Annotated in this window: 12 protein-coding genes; 4 read left to right on the forward strand and 8 right to left on the reverse strand. The window is 60.5% G+C overall.

Annotation, left to right across the window (positions count from 1 at the left end; genetic code table 11):
- The first annotated feature begins 125 nt into the window (after positions 1–125).
- Positions 126–482 (forward strand): DUF2934 domain-containing protein, encoded by a 357-nt coding sequence (locus MA07_RS16215; RefSeq protein WP_036353084.1) that lies wholly within the window; start codon positions 126–128, stop codon positions 480–482.
- 87 nt (positions 483–569) lie between these two features.
- Here MA07_RS16215 and MA07_RS16220 read toward each other — a convergent pair whose 3' ends face one another.
- The 4 genes from MA07_RS16220 to MA07_RS16235 form a co-directional block, all read right to left on the reverse strand.
- Positions 570–2,630, reverse strand: a complete 2,061-nt coding sequence (locus MA07_RS16220; protein WP_036353088.1) for a hypothetical protein — start codon at positions 2,628–2,630, stop codon at positions 570–572.
- A 38-nt stretch (positions 2,631–2,668) separates the two neighbouring features.
- Positions 2,669–3,886 (reverse strand): phosphatase PAP2 family protein, encoded by a 1,218-nt coding sequence (locus MA07_RS30505; RefSeq protein ID WP_152568891.1) that lies wholly within the window; start codon positions 3,884–3,886, stop codon positions 2,669–2,671.
- 32 nt (positions 3,887–3,918) lie between these two features.
- Complete coding sequence (locus MA07_RS16230) at positions 3,919–5,706, reverse strand: FlgO family outer membrane protein (RefSeq protein ID WP_052003229.1); 1,788 nt, start codon at positions 5,704–5,706, stop codon at positions 3,919–3,921.
- Positions 5,707–5,946: 240 nt separating this feature from the next.
- Positions 5,947–7,281: a dienelactone hydrolase gene (locus MA07_RS16235; protein WP_036353090.1), complete on the reverse strand. Its 1,335-nt coding sequence runs from the start codon at positions 7,279–7,281 to the stop codon at positions 5,947–5,949.
- Positions 7,282–7,651: 370 nt separating this feature from the next.
- Between MA07_RS16235 and MA07_RS16240 the strand changes: the two genes are divergently transcribed.
- The 3 genes from MA07_RS16240 to fdhD all read left to right on the forward strand — a co-directional run bounded on the left by MA07_RS16240 (position 7,652) and on the right by fdhD (position 12,010).
- The gene (locus MA07_RS16240; protein ID WP_036353093.1) at positions 7,652–8,734 is read left to right on the forward strand and encodes a D-TA family PLP-dependent enzyme; all 1,083 of its coding nucleotides are present in this window, start codon (positions 7,652–7,654) and stop codon (positions 8,732–8,734) included.
- Between the two features lie 151 nt (positions 8,735–8,885).
- Positions 8,886–11,198, forward strand: a complete 2,313-nt coding sequence (locus MA07_RS16245; protein ID WP_036353096.1) for an FdhF/YdeP family oxidoreductase — start codon at positions 8,886–8,888, stop codon at positions 11,196–11,198.
- Entirely contained in the window at positions 11,195–12,010 is an 816-nt protein-coding gene (gene fdhD / locus MA07_RS16250; RefSeq protein ID WP_152568892.1) for a formate dehydrogenase accessory sulfurtransferase FdhD, read from the forward strand. Before MA07_RS16245 ends, fdhD begins: the two co-directional genes overlap by 4 nt.
- 121 nt (positions 12,011–12,131) lie before the next feature.
- On the opposite strand, the gene MA07_RS16255 is transcribed toward fdhD, so the two are convergent.
- The 4 genes from MA07_RS16255 to MA07_RS16270 form a co-directional block, all read right to left on the reverse strand.
- On the reverse strand, positions 12,132–14,984 hold the full coding sequence (locus MA07_RS16255) for a peroxidase family protein (RefSeq protein WP_036353099.1): 2,853 nt from the start codon (positions 14,982–14,984) through the stop codon (positions 12,132–12,134).
- 261 nt (positions 14,985–15,245) lie between these two features.
- Positions 15,246–15,914 carry a response regulator transcription factor gene (locus MA07_RS16260; protein ID WP_036353102.1) on the reverse strand — a complete coding sequence of 223 codons (669 nt, stop codon included), beginning with the start codon at positions 15,912–15,914 and terminating at the stop codon, positions 15,246–15,248.
- A gap of 328 nt (positions 15,915–16,242) precedes the next feature.
- Positions 16,243–16,902, reverse strand: a complete 660-nt coding sequence (locus tag MA07_RS16265) for a response regulator transcription factor (RefSeq protein ID WP_036353105.1) — start codon at positions 16,900–16,902, stop codon at positions 16,243–16,245.
- Complete coding sequence (locus MA07_RS16270) at positions 16,892–18,193, reverse strand: ATP-binding protein (protein ID WP_036353108.1); 1,302 nt, start codon at positions 18,191–18,193, stop codon at positions 16,892–16,894. Before MA07_RS16270 ends, MA07_RS16265 begins: the two co-directional genes overlap by 11 nt.
- Positions 18,194–18,516: the final 323 nt, after the last annotated feature.

The raw sequence follows: 18,516 nt of genomic DNA on the forward strand, positions 1-18,516 counted from the left end.
AAGCTAGGTGTGCGGCCATTCTGGGACAGTGTCTGCCCGGCAGCCGAAAGCAAGTTCACACGTGTGATGAGGAAGCCTGTTCACACACGCGGCATTGACCCCACGTCTGAAGGAGAGGAGCCATCATGACCCAGGACAAAACCGGACCAGATGCGACACCTCGCATTGGACTCGATCTCGGTCGTCAGATTTTCGATGACCAGAACGGTGGTCATCACGAGCACCAGCAATCAAGCACAAGCGAGGAGGCCATTCGCCAGAGAGCCTACGAGATATGGGAGAGGGAAGGGCGCGCCGGCGATCCGCACGATCATTGGTACAGGGCCGAGCGTGAACTGAACCAGAGCCAGCCTGAACAATCCTCCGCAACCGCCGGGAATGCGCCCCCTGGCGCGGCTGGTGAAGCAACGGGAGCCGTGACGGAGCAGCCTCCTGGAGGTGAGGTCGCCCAGAAGAAAACCAGGCGCAAACGCACTTCTTAGAGGCTAAGGCTTAGTCGTAACGCCCTGTCGCACAGCTTCATCGCACGTACCGGTGGCGGGTATCGGCCACGGGTGCTGATAAGTTCGCTATCTGTCGATCTTGACCGGCCGGACCGGCGGTAGCGGCGCTCGTCCAGCCCCACCCCTCTCAGGAGAGGGCTTGGGTCCTGGAAGCGGAAGAAGCTCACCGTCATCGGCCAGCTTCCCGACTGCTTCTCTGTTCCCGAGGCGTCCATCTGCGAGTTCACCGGCAATCCATCGGGTGATCAGCGGCGCGGCGACGCTTGTGCCGTTCATGGCAACAACGGAGCCGCTGCGTGTTCCGGCTGCGAGAACGCCCGACTGAACGATGGAATCGTCGCTCACCGTCAACGCGTCGGGGCCGCAGCGATGGGGCGAAGGTGCGCCGGCAGGCGTCGTGATCGGTCCACCTGCGGAATAGGCGGGCGGCCGCAACTCCCTGCGCAGCAGGCCGCCGATCACAATTGTCTCCCTGCCCGTGGCTATCGCGTTGATCGAGCCCGCCCGCTTCACCGGGCATGCCGGATCGTCCTCTTCGAGAGGTCTGCCGTCATGGCCATAGATCTCATAACCGGGCACATCGAAATAGGCTTGGCGCCCCCGGCGCTGGTAGCCGACAGGCGCGTCGTCCCGTTGGACCCAGGCTTCGACGGCCTCGTGCGAAGATAGACCATTGTTCTTCAGAACGAGGTTCCACAGTCCCGCCGGAGCAACCGGATCGGTGGGGACACGGGAGTTCTCCGACTCAATCCGCATGGTCGGCTGCAGAGAGATCAGGAACATCCCGCGCTCCGTGGGCGCAGGGAAGAAATGGTACCGAGCCTCGCAGAGCGCCTTTCCACCTACGTCATATCGGAGAATGAAGTTGTCGTTCTCCTCCAGCGGGGGGCTGATGTCGCCCTGCGGGGTCGCGATGGTCAGCTCAACCCGATTGCCCGCAGCGGCGGCAGGCGGGAGCCAGATCTCGACGAAGCTCGGCGTGAGATCATCAGGCAATACGCGCAGGGGGAGAGTTGCCTCGTCGCCTGCGGCTTGGAATGAGACTGTCGCATGGGCCCGCGCCAGATGGCTGTTACCGGACGGGATGACGACCCGCATCGGCTTGTTGCCTTTCGTGGTGTTGTGCTCGCGCAGGATCCTGTCGAAGGCCAGCTCGATCTCGTGGGTGCCGTCGTGAGGGCCGGCGAGAAGCCCGTAGCTGAAGTTGACAACGACCGGCAGGCTCTGTCCTGCTCCAGCAATGGCCTGAGCCGTGTTGCGAATGTACTCCAAGGCTCTGACAGCATAAGGCGCCAGACTGGCTCCCGACGAGTCGGCCGTTGTGGCGCTCGGCAGTTGAACGCAGATGATCCGCCAGTCCGGCGCCTCATCCGGATCCCATCCGCAGGCGAGGTCCATCACGTGGGCGCCATGGGAGGCGCTCCATGCCAGGCTCTTTCGTCCTTCGAGAGCAAAGTCGGCGACCCCGGCGCGACGGTAGATCTCGTCCTCGTCGATGGAATCTCCTTGACGGCAGGTCGCGAGATAGTTGTCGATATCCGCCTTGGAGATCTCGAGCCCATTGTCGAACCCGATCGGCACGTTGGTGGCGGGGCCGTGCTGCACCCACACGGACTCGACCCGGGTCGTGCCGTCGGGTCTGCGAAAGCGTTCATGTGCAAAGGGAATGCCATCGTCGATGATGCCGATGATGACAGTGCCTGGTGTCACCCCCGGTGATGGAGATTGAACCGGACGGACTCCTTTCCATCCTGACGGAGCAACGGACGAGGAGGGCAGGGGTGGGCCGAGGGTGAAGCGCTCCAGGCTCCCGAGGAAGCGCTGAAATCTGCGGTCTTCGATCAACCGGAGGGTTTTTGTGAGGGGCAGAAACCGGACGTCGAAGGGTTCCGCATCACGAGGCGGTTTCTCCGGCATGTTGGGGTCTTCAGTGGTGTCCCGCCAGAGCGCCCAGGCCCCCTCGTTCCATGGCTCCGCTTTGCGGCGCAGGAGGACCGGAATGCTCTGTTCGGCGACTGATGGCAGCCGGAAGTCCTGCAAACCAGCACCCAGGGCCCAGTAGGAATATGGATCGACGACAGACCGCGAATTAGGGTCGATCTTCGGTTGAACGCGCGTCCATGCCATGGGGCGCTCCTGTTTTCAAAGTATTGAACGATGTGTACTCACTCCCATTCCGCCTTCGCTTTATCCCAGAGCCAGGCGAGGACGTAGGATTGGTGCTGTGGGTCGATGACCTGGTCGTTGGCTGCGTATTCTACGGAGTAGCCTGTCGCGCCCGGCATCGATGTGAGCGTCTCGTTCGTCACGTCATAAAGATCGTGCCAGATGAAGTCGCCGTCTTCAGGATAGTTCTCGCCTTCGAAACGCCATGCCCTGTATCCGGCTGCGCCGGAGCAGCGGTTGACGAAGTATTGGCCGAGCGTGAGGCCGAGAACCGCACCGGCGGCGCTGTCGACGGGAAAATGCACGCCTGCGACGGTCCGGTTGATGGCGATCCTTGCCGCGAGGCGGAGAAGCTGGGTACGCCAATCTACGCTGTCGTATCCGGGCCTTCCGGAGGCCTTCATCAGTTGCCACAGCACAAGAGCCACCGCGAACGATTCCGTCGCATGTCCGCTCGGCAGTGCTCCATGGGCCGGTGTGACGATCATCGGTTGAATCTGCGGCGAGTATTCGAGCGGTCGCCGGCACGCGAGCCCCTGCTTCACGCGCAGGTGCACGAACAGCGCCAGCCGCAGGATAGCGGCCAGCAGCTCCAGCGTATGGGGTGTCCGGTCAGGGTGGAGTTGAGCGATGGAGCTCAGAAAGGTGACGCCGCCGCCGACCTGCGCCAGAACCTCGCCCTGCCGATCCGGACGAAGTTCGGCATAGTGGTTCACGAAGGTGAGCTGTGCCTTGAAGATGGCTTCTGTCGGGCGTGCCATCAGAATGAGGGGCTTGTAGACCGGCGCGGGTGCATTGCCTCCGGCAGGTGCCGGAACCTCGAGATGCCAGACCGCCATATGGCGCGAAGCCATGGTATTGTCTTCCAGTGTGAAGCCGAGGCGCGAGACCAGCTCCGCATCGAAGATCGCGGCACGGACCCAGGGAGACCAGCGATCGAGGTTATCGGCGTCTTCCAGGTCGAGCTGATCGGGAATAGTCGCAGGTGCGCGCCATTGTCCGACAATTCCATCACGGCTGCGGATGAGGGCATCGCTCATGAGTGGCGAGTCGTAGACGGCACCGCCAACCCCACCGACGCCGCCCACTCCTCCAACGCCGCCTACACCCCCGACGCCGCCTACGCCGCCAACCCCACCCACGCCTCCGACACCGCCTACGCCACCCACTCCGCCAACCCCGCCGAGGGGTCCGATCCCTGCTGATAAGTAGCTCACGTTGGTCTGCTCCCTCGTTGTCGAAGCCCCGGCTATTCAGGCACTCCCGCCTGGTGCAGCACGGAAGCCCATTCTTCCCCAATCCTGTATCCGGTACTCGGCGAGCGCTCCCGCCAGCTGCGAATGGTGAGATGCGGCTCCAGCTGCATGAGTCTGCCCACCGTGCGACGGGCATCGTCATGATGCCCGAGTTCCCACTGCGCGATTGCCATGGCGCGCAGGGTCGAGGTGTGGGTGCAATTGGATTTGAGCGAGCGCTGCGCGAGCTTCAGGGCGCGATCGAATTGATGAGCCGTAAGGTGAGCGGTCGCGGCAAGTGAATCGTAGAAATAACGGTGAGGGTCGAGCGGCGAAAGCTTCCGGGCCCGCTGCGTGCAGCTCACAGCCTGCTGACCCTCGTCCTTGAACGCATGAAGCGTACCCTTGAGCAGCCAGGCGAGAGAGTCGTTCGGATTGTTCAGCAGAGCGAGATCATAGCGTTCTGTCGCAACGTCGAGCTTCTTCAAAAGGTTGGTATGGACGAAGCCGTCGATGGCCAGCGCCAGGGAGCATTGCGGATCGGCATCCAAGGCCTGCTTCGTACAGCGCAGGGCAAGTTGCGCATCCTGATGCGGATCGTCCGACCAGCCCTGCTGAACCCGCAGGACATGCCACTTGGCAAGCCACGCGCGAGGGATGGCCTGGCGCGGAGCTCGCTCGATCAGAGCCTCAAGGAGCCTGTGTGCCTCACTGAAATCATGAGGAGACAGGCGGTGCATCAGCGCCACGGCGGCAAGCAGCAGGGTGTAGCTTTTCAGGGTCGGCAGCGCCTGGGACTGAGCCCGCTGGAGCTCGCTGACCATGATCGCGGCGTTCACATTGGCAGCGATCTCATCGATCAGGTCGCGCTTGCCGGAGATGATGCCGCTCAGCTGCCCCTTGTAACGAGCCGACCATGCAACCTGTCCTGACTTCGCTTCGGCGAGTTCGGCCTCCACCATCACTTGCCGGTTCTGGACCCGGTAGGAGCCGGACAGCACATAATTTGCGTTGAGGTTGGCGCTGACCTGGGCCAGGGACGCATCCCTGCCGCGAAACACGGTCGTCGACAGGCGCGATATGACGTGCAGCTCAGGAGAGCGTGAGAGGTCCTGAATAAGCTCCTCGGCAAGCACCTCCCCCAGGACATGATGCTCGTCTTCCGGATCGCGCGTTGTGAACGGGACCACCGCCAGGGTCGGAAGCAAGCCTTCGAAGGCATAACCGGTCTCGATCACGGGTCGCGGTCCGGGCGGCCCGACGCGATAAGCTCGCACGGGCTGCGGCATGTGCTTGAGGTAGCACTCACCGAGATCCTCGATGTCTGCATCGAGATCGGCCGTGAGCTGGTCGCGCACATTGGCCGAGATGACAATCTCGCCAGGGCCTGCAAGGGTAAGGATCCGTGCTGCCCGGCTGACGCCACGGCCGTAGAGATCGGCTTGATCGATGATCACGTCGCTGATCTCGATGCCCATCCTGAGCATGATCTGCTGGGCTGGGGGAAGCGCCTGGTTCTGTCGATTGCGTTCCTGCTGGATCGAGAAGGCGGCCAAAACGGCGGATCGGACATCGTCGAAGTCCAACAGCATTCCATCACCCAGGCCCTTCGTGAAGTGGCCGTTGTGATCAGGAAGAATACGGCTCCGGACGTGCTCGACGAAGGCTAGCCAATGGGAGATGAACTCTGACTCGTCCTGCTCGACGAGACGAACGGACTCGACCACATCGAGGATCAGAACCGCCCGCTTCGCCCGTATGGCGGCAGGGAAGGGATCTCCGGATTGCTGGCCGATCTGCATTGAAAAAAGCTCGCAACATTGTTCCTGTCCACGGAGTGGCTCAGCTGGGTGACGGACGATGTTGGGAAGTCTTTTTTGTTTAATCCTAACGCATTCAGGCCCAGTTTGACAGTCCAGGAGTGAGTACCCAACCTGCCTTCAGGAAGCGACTGAAGAGTTCTTGGCGACCCGTCTCCGTATGAGGACTGCCAATGGGAAAAAGGCCCGGCATCTGCCGGGCCTTTTCATTTCAAGCAGTGATCAGTTGGCACTTCGTGTGCCACGCTCGAGGGTAAGGCCGGCGGCGGTCCGGGCGGCGAAGCCTTTCCAGTAGGTATGCTCGGGCTTGAAAGAGCCGTCCTTGGTGGCTGCGAAGACGCCCTCGCTCGCGCGCTCCACAGGCACGTCCATATAGGTGCCGAGTTCCGTGTCCGCCTTCACGTAGCGCCCCAGGAAGGCTGTGACGAAGTGCTGCGTGATGTTGTTCATGCGGACCGTGTCCCACACCGGGTCAGCATAGTGGTTGAAGGGCGTCGAGCTTCCACCCTCCGCTGTCTGCCAGCTTTCGACCGGCGCCGGGATGGGGGCTGCGGCGTTGTGATTGGCGTTCTCGAAAGTCAGCATGAAGCGGTCGGCGTTGACGGTGCCGCTGTAGAGCGCACGGACGCCCTTTTCATAGCCCGACACATCATCCTTGCTGCCGGCAATGTAGAGGATCGGCGTCGTGATCCCGGTGAGCCCCTCCTGGTTCCAGAAGCCGCGCTGCATGCCCCAGGGCGCGATGGCGACCACAGCCTTGATCCGTTCATCCCGTAGCTTCTTGTGGGTCTCGGACTCGGCCAGGTGCACGGACAGCATGCCTGCCGGCACGCCTGAGTCGTAGGCCACGGCTTCCTTGGTGACACCGGCCCCGGCGGTGATCACCGCACCGTACCCGCCCATCGAATAGCCGATGAGGCCCGTGCGGGAGGTGTCGACCAGCCCGTTCAGGAAATGCCCGTTCTCCTTCGACAGCTGATCGATCGCGTTGAGCACGAAAACCTGGTCGAGAGGCCGGTTGATCAGGGTCGACCCGAACTTGCCCTGGTCGTTGTAGGTGGAATCCGCATGATCGATGGCTGCCACCGCATAGCCTTTGGTGGCGAGGTTCTCCGCGAGGTGACTGAGCAGGAAGCGATTGCCGGGATAGCCGTGGCTGACGATCACCAGCGGGTAGGGGCTGCCGGCCGCCTTCTTGGGCTGGGCGTCGCGCACTGCCTTGCCATGGAGCGTCACCTGGGTCTTGCCATCCCGCAGGAACACCCCGGGATAGGTGCCGGACTGCTTGCCGTCCGTCTCCGCCGGGTACCAGACCTCCAGGGTAAGCTTCCGGTCATACCGTGGAGGCTCCTGGCCGGCTGCCGCTTTCAGGACGTCGATTTGATTCTTATTGATCACCTCGATCGTGCGGACGCCGATTGCGTGCTCGCCATGCTTGGCGAGGGCCGGCGCATCGGGGCGGATCAGGTCGATGCGATTGTAGTGAGTCATGTCCTGCCCGGATGAGAGGGAGGGAATAGCGAACAGGATCAAGGTCGCCAAAGCTGCACTTCTCACGAGGGTCCTCCTGGATGATCTAAGAACTTGGTGGGCGCCGAGCCAGCCGGTCGCCTTCGGAACGCTGATCATGCACTGCCCTGTGACACGGTGACGACGTTTCGAGCAGGGGACTGCAGATGGTTACGGTGCGGTGAACTTGTACAGGCGTTGATCAGGCCTCCAACCCCGGCACGAATCCATCTGAAGGCGTCTTCGTGTGCCATATTAGCCGAGGATGAACTCGCATATAGCGGGGCCGCGGTCGAAAATAAGTGAAAGCTCACATTGAAAATGGTGCCCCGAACTGAATCAGTGTTTCACTGATGGGCGAGGCAGACACCTGGGGTGCGATGGCTTATCGTACCCGGGAATTCTGGGAACAGGAATCATGAGTATCGAGGATCTCAAGGCCAGAGTTGCGCGTGAGTTCGGAACGCCCGCGGTGGTCGTCGACTTGGATGTGGTCGAACGCAACATCGCCCGAGTGCAGGGCTTGTGCGATGCTGCCGGCGTGGCCAACCGGCCCCACATCAAGACGCACAAGAGCCCTGTCATCGCATCCATGCAGCGGGATGTCGGCGCTCGCGGCATCACCTGCCAGAAGATCGGCGAAGCGGAGGTCATGGCTGAAGCCGGGCATAACGACATCCTGATTGCCTACAACATCCTGGGCGAGGAGAAACTGGGCCGCCTCGGCAGGCTCTTGTCCGAGGCGAAGGTAACCGTCGCAGCCGACAACCCCATTGTGGTGGCAGGCCTGCCGGAAGCCGCCGCCATCGCCGGGCGAGACCTGGGCGTGGTGGTGGAATGCGACACCGGTCGCAGTCGGGCAGGGGTCGAGACGGTCGCAGAGGCCGTCGCCCTGGCGAAGGATATCGCGTCGCGTCCAGGACTTTCGTTCGCAGGGTTCATGCTGTACCCGCCGGAAAACGCCATGGAGGAGACACAGGCCTTCCTGGATGCCGCCGTCGCCGGGGTCCGTGGCTTGGGCCTCGAGCCGCAGATCGTGTCGTCCGGCGGGACACCCAACCTCCTGAACCTAGGCAAGATCAAGGGCGTGACCGAGCATCGGGCCGGAACATCGGTGTTCAACGATCGAATGATGCTGGCAGCAGGCGTCGCGCAGCTGCAGGATTGCGCGCTGACGGTCTACGCCACCGTGGTGAGCCGTGCCTCATCGGAGCGGGGCATTCTCGATTCCGGGTCGAAAACCCTGACGAGCGACACCGGTGGGCTCGACGGGCATGGCCTTATCCTAGAGCATCCGCAAGCAAAGATCGCCCGCTTTGCGGAGGAGCATGGCTTCTTGGACCTATCAGCCTGCAACGATCGCCCGAATATCGGCGACATCGTCCGGGTCATTCCCAATCACGTGTGCGTCGTGGTCAACATGGTTGATCGCCTTGTTGCAGTCCGTGGCCATGAAATCGTCGGCGAGCTGCCCGTTGCAGCCCGAGGGCGTCTGACCTGACAGGTGCCGAGAAGAAAGAACCGGGCAGCTAAGGTCTGCAAGCATCGTCTCTGGCGGTTTCGGCCACTTGAATGGTCATGTCTCCCGATCATTTACATAGGTTTAGTTGAAACGCCGCCGATGAGCGGCGGCAAACGGGAGGCTGTCCGAGATGAGCGATGAGCCGAAGATCAAGCCCTATCCAGGTCCTGCAGGCGGTTGGGGCTCCGTCCGCTCCGTCGAAAGTATCCTGGCCAAGGAAGGGCGCTTGGTCAGCGGCAACGCGATTCTGCTCAAACAGAACAAGCCTGAAGGTTATGCCTGCGTCAGCTGCGCTTGGGCCAAACCGGCAGACCCACACCCCTTCGAATACTGCGAGAACGGCGCCAAGGCGACTGCCTGGGAACTCACCACGAAGCGGGTGACGCCGGAATTTTTTGCCAAGCACACGCTGGCAGAACTGCGGACGTGGCCGGATCACGATCTCGAAGAAGCGGGCCGCCTCACTCACCCTATGAGGTACGACAGTGCTTCCGATACCTATGTCCCTGTCAGCTGGGACGAGGCTTTCCAGGAGATCGGCCGGGAGCTGAAAGGCTTCGATCCGCGTCAGGTGGTGCTCTACGCTTCAGGCCGCGCCTCGCTCGAGACATCCTATATGTGGGCGCTCTTTGCCCGGCTCTACGGCACCAACAACCTGCCGGATTCCTCCAACATGTGCCACGAGAGCACCTCTGTGGCGCTGCCGGAGAGCATCGGCGTCCCCGTCGGTACGGTGATCCTCGACGATTTCGAACAGACCGACTGCATCCTGTTCTTCGGCCAGAACGTCGGCACCAACTCACCGCGCATGCTGCATCCGCTCCAGGAAGCCTCCAAGCGCGGTGTGCCCATCATCACTTTCAATCCTCTGAAGGAGCGCGGTCTGGAGCGCTTCACTAATCCGCAGGCGCCGACGGAAATGCTGACCGGGTCGGAGACCCGCATCTCGTCGCAATATCATCAGGTGAAGATCGGTGGCGACATCGCGGCTCTGATGGGTCTGGCCAAGATCCTGATCGAGGCCGACGACAAGGCGCGCGCCACCGGGGGAAGACCCGTTCTCGACCATGCCTTCATCGCCGAACACACTCATGGCTTCGAGGAGTTCGCGCAGGCCGCCCGGCAAGCGCAGTGGCCCGAGCTGGAGCGTCGTTCGGGCCTGTCCCAGGCGACCCTGGAGGCTGCAGCGACAGTCTATGCCCGCGCAAATGCCGTCATTGGCATCTACGGGATGGGCCTTACCCAGCACAAGGCGGGTGTCGAGAACGTGCAGATGGTGGTTAACCTGCTGCTCCTGCGCGGGAACATCGGCAGGCCGGGGGCAGGCATCTGCCCGGTGCGCGGCCATTCCAACGTTCAAGGCCAGCGCACGGTCGGCATCGCGGAGAAGCCAGAGCTCGTGCCCCTCGACAAGCTCAAGGAGCAGTACGGCTTCGAGCCGCCGCGGTGGAAAGGCATGACCACGGTGGAGGTCTGCGAGGGTGTCATCAAGGGCGAGGTGAAGGCTTTCGTCGCTCTCGGCGGCAATTTCGTGCGCGCTGCGCCGGAGACAGCAGCCCTGGAGGAGGCCTGGACGCGTTTGCGCCTTTCGGTACAGATCTCGACCAAGCTCAATCGCAATCACCTCATTCCGGGCGAAGTCACCTATATCCTTCCATGCCTCGGACGTATCGAGATCGACGAACAGGCGACAGGACCTCAGGCTGTTGCGGTTGAGGATTCCACCGCCTGCATCCACGGCTCCAAGGGCGTCGCGAAGCCTGCAAGCCCGGACCTCCTCTCCGAACCGCGGATCGTGGCAGAACTCGCCAAGGCAACTCTCCCGCCCAATCCCAAAGTGCCGTGGGATGAATGGGTAGGTGATTACGCCCGCGTCAGGGATGCCATCGAGGAAACCTATCCGGAGAATTTTCGCGACTTCAACAAGCGCATGTGGAAGCCCGGCGGCTTCCATCGCCCGATCGCAGCGCGCGAGCGGCGCTGGAAGACCGAGACTGGCAAAGCGAACTTTATCGTGCCGCAGAGCCTCGGAGCCGATCTCGGCATTGCGGAGAACCATCGCGACATCTTCAAGCTCATGACAGTCCGCTCCAACGACCAGTTCAACACGACGGTCTATGGTTATTACGACCGGTTCAGGGGCGTCAGGGGCACGCGCATGGTGCTGTTCATGAACCGCAACGATATCGCCCGGCTGAGCCTTGAGGAGGGGGACACGGTCACCCTCACGACGGCCGTGGACGATGGCATCGTGCGTCAGGTGAGCGGATTGCGGGTCACACCGTATGAGATTCCGGAAGGATGCTGCGCAGCCTATTATCCCGAATGCAATCCCCTGATCCCGGTCTGGCACCACGCTGACAAAAGCAAGGTGCCGGCGGCGAAGTCGATCCCCATTCGTATCACGCTCCAGCAGAAGCAATTGCCAGAGGCAGCGGAATGAGCCTTCACCTGGAGCCGGTCATCCGCCTGCCGCAGACCAGCGTGGCCAAGGGGGCGTTCATTGCCGGGGAGCGTGTGCTGCCGGAAGAGACCCCGGTGGCGCTCACATATAATGGATCCACCCACGCGGTGATGATGGCCAGTCCCGCTGACCTGGAGGATTTTGCCCTCGGCTTCAGCCTGTCGGAAGGGATCATTGCCGAGCCCGGGGACCTGACTTCCATGGAGATCGTCGAGCACGATCTTGGCTGCGAGGTCAGGATGTGGCTGCGGGAGACCTGCCGTGGCGCCTATCAGTCCAGGCGGCGTGCCATGGCTGGGCCTGTCGGCTGTGGATTGTGCGGGGTGGAATCTCTGGCAGAGGCCGTACGACCAGCGTCGAAGGTCGTCGGCACTCTCCAGTTGTCTCCAGGGGCAATTGCCGCCGCCATGGCGGACTTGTCGAAAGCCCAGCGGCTCAACAGAGAAGCGAGAGCCATCCATGCCGCGGCCTTCTGGCGCCCTGGACAGGGCTTGATTGGCATCCGTGAGGATGTCGGGCGGCACAATGCTCTCGACAAGCTGGCCGGATCGCTCGCAAGAGCCAGTGAGTCCTGTTCAGCCGGCATGGTGCTTCTGACAAGCCGTGTGTCGGTGGAAATGGTGCAGAAGGCAGCCCGCATGGGAGCCCCGATCATCGCAGCGATCTCAGCCCCCACGGCCTTGGCCGTCAGGGTCGCAGAGGGCTGCGGGCTTACCCTGGTGGCCGTGGCACGCGAGGACTCCTTCGAGGTCTTCACGCATCCTGAACGGATCGAGCACTTAGGAATGTAATCGAAGAGCGATGCAGAGCATCTCGCTTTATGCTCTGGTTTATCTCCTTACACTAGGGAAATTCCGTCAGGAGCGCTGGGTCGCACTCCCGACGGAAGCAGGCTGTTTCAGAGAACGAACATCAGAAAATGAAGTCGTTGCTGCCGAGATCTGATGCAGTGACGCCTTTTAGAAGCATCAAGTCGAACTTGTACCAGATCACGGCATCATTGCCGGCCTGCCATATGGCGAGATCAGACAGGCTGTCGACCCCGGATAGGCGACTGACGTCGATCTTGTCCTCACCGTCACGAAAGTCGGTGACTGTGTCGTGGCCTGATCGCTCGAAGACGAAGATGTCTTTTCCGGCGCCCCCGGTCATTTCGTCCTTGCCCTTGCCACCCATGAGGATATCGGCTCCGTCGCCTCCCTTGAGGATGTCCTGGCCACCACCGCCCTTGAGAATGTTGTTGCCCGAATTCCCAATCAGGGTGTTGTCGAGTTCGTTGCCGGAGCCATTGAGATGCTGGCTTCCGATGAGTGTCAGATTCTCTACGTCCTTGCCCAGAGAGTAGGAGACGGAAGCCTTCACCATATCGGTGCCCTGACCGCGGCTTTCGATGACTTCATCCTTGCGGTTGTCGACTTCGTAGGTGTCGTTGCCCTTCCCGCCCCACATCCGGTCCGCCCCGGTGCCGCCGCGAAGGAGATCGTTGCCGTCGCCGCCATACATTCCGTCATCGCCGGCTTTGCCGTCGAGACTGTCGTTCCCTTTCTCGCCATATAGGCGATCATTGCCGTCACCGCCGTAGAGATTGTCGTCGCCGCGGGTCCCTTTGACCAGAAGATCCTTCGGGGGCTGAGGCGGCTTCGGTATCTCGGGTTTCGGCTCAGAGACATCCTGCACGTTGATCGTAACCGTCTCGGAGTACGATCGCCCGGTATTGTCCGTCACCTTGATGGTGATGTCGTGGGATTTCGCCGTTTCATAATCCAGCTTGGCTCCCTCGGCAACCACAAGCTTGTCGCCGACGATCTTGAAGAGCCCCGCTGAGGGTCCGGACAGAGTGTAGGTGAACGTATCTCCCGCATCTTTATCGACAGCTGAGAGGGCACCAATGAGGGTTCCGGCCGCAGAGTTTTCCTTCACAGATCTGTTCGAGAGGGAGATGTCGGTTGGGGCATGGTAGACCGGCTCCTCGCGCGGAACACGGCTGCCGCTGGTCTGACCGCCTGAGGAGACCTTGAACACGTTGGAGAGGCCCGTAATACCGGTATTCCGCATGACGATATCGGCGAAGGTCTGTCCGCTGTCCTCGAACAGGCTATCGTCGAGAATTTCAAGGTAGTAGAAGCGGTCTCCGTCCTGCAGGCGATCAAGCTGCTCCAGGAAGAGATAGCCGAAGGTCGAGCCGAGTTGCCCCTTGGTCGCTTTTTCCGCCAGGCCGCCGACCCACAGGTCCATGGCATCGAACCCTTCCGGGTAGGCCTCCTTGAGCTGGTTGATGAAGCCGTCGGTCAATCCATTCCGTTTCTGGAAATCCTCCCAGCCGGAGTAGGGCCTCAAGCTTGCAATGCCGGTCTTCTCAAAGAGCTGCTCACGCACGGAGTTGAAGGGTGCGATACCGGTATCGCGTCCACGGAAGATGTTGAGAGCAGCCAAATCGAGCGGCCGCCCGACGAGCTGGTTACGAAGTGCATTGACTATATCCACATCGATCGCTTGGTGGGCGACCCCGGTCGCCCCCAGCAGGAGCTCGTCGATGCCCAGTTCCAAGACCTTGTTCGGGCTAAGGAATGCCTGAACCAGCGAGATATCGTGCATCTGGCCATTCGCGTCCTTGTAGCTCACGGTCTCGTTGAGCATGGAGTGGCCGAAACGGTAGCCCACGTGCGCGAACTCAGCCGAGATGGATGCATCGACGGTAGGATCGTATCCGTCGAAGCCGTGTTCATTCTCTCCCGGAGCGATGCCGCCTGCCATTGCGTCGGCGAACTCGGTGAACACCACACGCTGGTATTCTGCGGTATTAACGATCCGCGCTGCCTGGAAGTACTCCTCTTCTGTCCAGGTGCCGTTGGTGCGCGCCTTGAGCTGATCGACCCAGAAGTTGTGATTGCGCGCCCAGATCGTGTGCATGGACGTGAGCATCACATTCTCGTTCGCTCGTCCATCACCCGTGATGTAGTAATCCCCCATCTTGTCGAGATCATAGCCGTTGGCAGGATTGTTGCCGACATAGGACGGGATGAAGTCGAGCAGCAAGGCATGACCGGTGCCGTCGAAATTCGACATATCGGTGGAGGTCAGCTCCTGTCCGCCCGTCATAATGCGGTAGTTCTCGCGAACATGATTGAGCGTCGGAAGCAGGGCGCGTCCTGAACCGTCGATCTCTCCTGTGAGCATATAGGCCGTCTGCTTCGGGCCGTTTGGACCCTGATCCCATTTGCGCAGAAGATCGGTCACCTGCTCATGGGAGCCATAGACCTGATTCTGGTCCACATAGGGCGAGGTCATGTTGATGTGCTGGGCCGCAACTTCATCACCGTTGTTGGGAATGCCGTCCGGGTCGATTCCGGTGCCGGGCGCGTAATTGGCTCGTGACGCAGAGATCGGGAAGCCGTCTGCGCCGATCTGCACAACACCGGGCTGGCCTTTCGGCACGAAATCGAGCCCGTGATCGAAGTACTGGCCGAAGAAGGTCAGGAATGCGCTGCCGCCGAACGCATTCGGCATGTTTTCTTCGATACCGTCACCGTTGTTGTCCTGATTGGAGACGATATTCGAGATCTCGCGCGGCGTGTTCACCGTCGTCCGGATACCTGTCGCGCCGTCGGTGTAGTGCGGATCCGTCAAACGGATGAACTGCTGCCCGGCTTTGCCCCAGTTCGGGTTGCCACCGTTGTTTCCATAGCCGCTGGAGTCGCGGATCTGCCCGGTACGGACGAGATGAAGAATGTCCTGCAGATCCTCGTTGTCGAGTTGTAAAGCCATCGCACTCCCTCCGCGTTTGGCCGAATGGTCCCTTCCATGCTGATTGGCATTGAGGAGGAAGACTAGTCGGACTGACGTCGAGCGGGCGAAGGTCTGAGAAGACGTCGGACGAAAGTCGGGAGAGGGGGGCTTGGTTATATCAGCCTTATCCGAGGGTTAAAGGAATGGCGCTACAGAGAGCGCTCCTGGATCGGCCGTACTCAACTGATTTGTAAGAATAGTGGAAGTCAATTGTTAGGCCGGCAGCATCAGCGGGTCCGCTCAGGAGTGAGGCTGATGCTGCGGCATGTGGCTGGACATCATGAGGGCAGCTTCGACGCGATTGCGCACGCGCAGCTTCTGGAGAATGTTCGTCAGATGATGCTTGATGGTCTTCTCACTCAGGTCGAGGGAGTTGCCAATTTCCTTGTTGCTCCGACCCTGAACGAGAATGGAGAGGATCTGCCGCTCGCGAGGTGTCAGGTGCGGAAGGTTCGGACTGCTGGCTTTCAGCTCGACATAGTGTGCAGTGCCCGAGCGCATGAGCAGTTTTGCTGCGAGGCTCGGAGATATGAAGCTTTGTCCCTGTCCCAGCACCAGGACCGCCTGAAGCAGCTCGGCCCGGCTGGCACCTTTCAGGATGTAACCGCGGACACCCCGCTTCAGGGCGGCATAGACATGTTCCTCCTCGGCAGTGTCGGCCAAAAACAGGATGCCGATTCCAGAGTCCTGCTGGAGGATTGCCTCGACGGCTTCCATACTCCGGCCGAGAGTGCCGGTGTCGATTACGATGACGTCCGGCATCTGATCCTGCGCAAGCCGAATAGCGTCCTCGATCAAGGACCCGTGGCCGACGATCTCAATGTCCGCTTGGGAGTTCAGCGCGAGGATCACGCCGTCTCGAAAGAGCGGGTGTTTATCCACCACGCAGACACGTATACCTTGTTTCATTGGAGCCCCCCAGTTCCAATAGAATATCAAACATGGCGTAGGCGGATATTCATTTGCCGCTTGATGCATCAAAGGAGCATCGCCAATAATCCTATGATAATAAATTCTTAAAATACTTAGCAATAACTATAAATCGCGGGAATAGTGTCATACATCCCCCTTCGGAGTTAACTCAAAAGGGGTATGATCGCGAGAGGGCTGTTCAGGGGTTGTTCGAAGGCGTCGATCAGCAGGGCAGAGAAGCAAGGTGTGTGCATGCTGCAAAACTCGACGAGACCAGTCAATGTCTCAGTGGAGAGTTCGGTGACCTTCTTTTCGGTGGCGAGGGTTACTGCTTCCTGACGACAGTTCGCTCTGCAGCAATCATAGCTGCTTCCACGCGGTTTCGAACGTGGAGCTTCACCATGATGTTCGTCACATAGCCTTTTACAGTCTTCTCGGTCAGTCCCAGTTCGTCACCGATGAGCCTGTTGCTGAGACCGCGATGGATCAGCAACAGGATCTGTACTTCCCGTTCTGAGAGTTCGGGAAACTTGCCCGTCGCGTCCCGGGGTTCGCTCTCCTCCGCGCCCCGTGACATGATGAGCCGCGCGGCGAAGCTGGGCGACACATAACTCTGACCCCTGCTGACGATCCGGATGGCACTGGCCAGTTCGGAACTGCTCGTTCCTTTCAGCAAGTAGCCGCGGGCTCCCTTGCGTAGAGCGCTGCGCACCTCGTCCTCGTCATCGACGACCGTCAACATGAGCGTCTTCGTCGACGGGCACCTCAGAGCGATCTTGGCAACCGCATTGATGCCGCCGCCCGGCATGTTCATGTCCAGAAGGAGCACGTCGGGAGATTGGTCGACAGCGATTTGGTACGCATCGCCCGCGGACTCGCCTTGAGCAACGATTTCCATGTCGGTTTCGGATTCGAGGGCGAAGATCACCCCATCGCGGTAAAGAGGGTGGTCATCAACGACTCCGACCCGGATCTTACGCTGCATCGCACATCTCCATCTTGAGGGGGAGGGAGGCCCTGACGCATGTTCCCGCGTCCGGTGCGCTCGTTATCATCACGTCCCCACCAATACTCTCGATCCGATCTCGAAGTCCTGCCAAGCCTAGCCCCGGCTCCCGCGTATCGGTATCGGCGTCACGGATGCCTGGACCTTGATCCGATACCTCGACCGTGATGTGGATGCCGTCCCACGCGATGTCGATCCGTTGCCCTTGCCCTCCTGCGTGCTTGTAGGCGTTGTTCAAACTTTCCTGGATAAAACGGCATAGGGCAATCTTTGCAAATTCAGGAGCCTCCTTTGGAAGCTCGGAAACCATGCACTCGATCGTCGTTCCCGTTCTACGCTCATGCGACCGGATCATGAACAGCAGCGCCTCCTCAAGAGTCATGCTTCGAACCTCGGGGAGGAGCAGTCCCTTGCAGATGTGGCGGATATCGCCAAGGGCATCCGACAGTGCCTTATGAATTCTATGCAGGTTGTCGCTCTCCTGCGGCGAACTCTTGATCTTGTCGAGGCGAAGAAGTGCGAGGCTGATCAATTGGGCGACGCCGTCATGAAGGTCATAGCCCATTCGGCGTAGGAGGCGCTCGTTGTCCTCAGTGGCCTTGCGGGCGGCGCGCTCGATACGACCTTTAAGAAGACTGTTTTGACGCAGGAGTTCGGACAATTGGGAGACCCTCTCAATCAGCGCCAGGCGCTGCCGGTCTATGATCCGGCCGCTGTGAGCCACGACCACGAAAAGGCAGCCCATCATGTTTAAGGTAATCAGGGCGGTGGCGAGCCAAATCTGCCACTTCGAAGCGACCAACTCCGAATCCAGAGCACTTACCCGCTCGTGCAACTCGACGACTGCGATGACGGATCCTGTCGCCGGATCCCGAACCGGGGCGAAGACCTTGATGATGGGGTTGCTGGCGCTCTCGAACTGCACCTGAACGGCTCCAGACCACGTTTGCGGCGGACCGGAACTCCTTGAAAATCTCTGCCCAATCAGATGGGAATTGTCGCTATAGGCGACGAGACCATCCTGTCTCCAGATGCTGAGAAACACCACCTCAGTGCGGAGACCGGATTGATCAATAGCGCTTTTCAGACTCTGGATGCTCCTTGGTGAGAGCTGTTCGCTTGAGGCGAGCTCCTGAACATGTGGAGCGATGAAGTTGTTGACTGAGAAGACTGCCGAGGTCGCCTTGACAGTCGTCACGCTCTTCTCGATCCGCCATGTCACCAAGGTTCCCATGGCGGCCATCCCGATGACCATGACCGCAAAAGCCATGATCAGGAATTGCCCGGAGAGAGTTCGCCCACGCGTATTCGTGCCCTCTGGAGCACAATCAAGGCCTCTGTCACTGGAAGCGTACAAAGTGGCGATCCCCCCGTCCCCGGTCCCGCTTATTAGTGCCAGGATGCAGAGACTTCATCAAAGTAGATCCTATCTACCAGACAGGTAAATACTATCCGAAAGAGGTAGATACGCCGGGTAAGGCCGCGCCCTTTCCTAGAGGATCGATATATTGTGAAGGATATTTCAATATATTCATAGGTTTATAGTCTGGTCAAGATCTGTCTGGCCGCCCTGTGTCCTGAATTCAGGCCCGC

Origin of the sequence: Microvirga sp. BSC39 (assembly GCF_000739015.1) — a bacterium.
Lineage (GTDB): Bacteria > Pseudomonadota > Alphaproteobacteria > Rhizobiales > Beijerinckiaceae > Microvirga.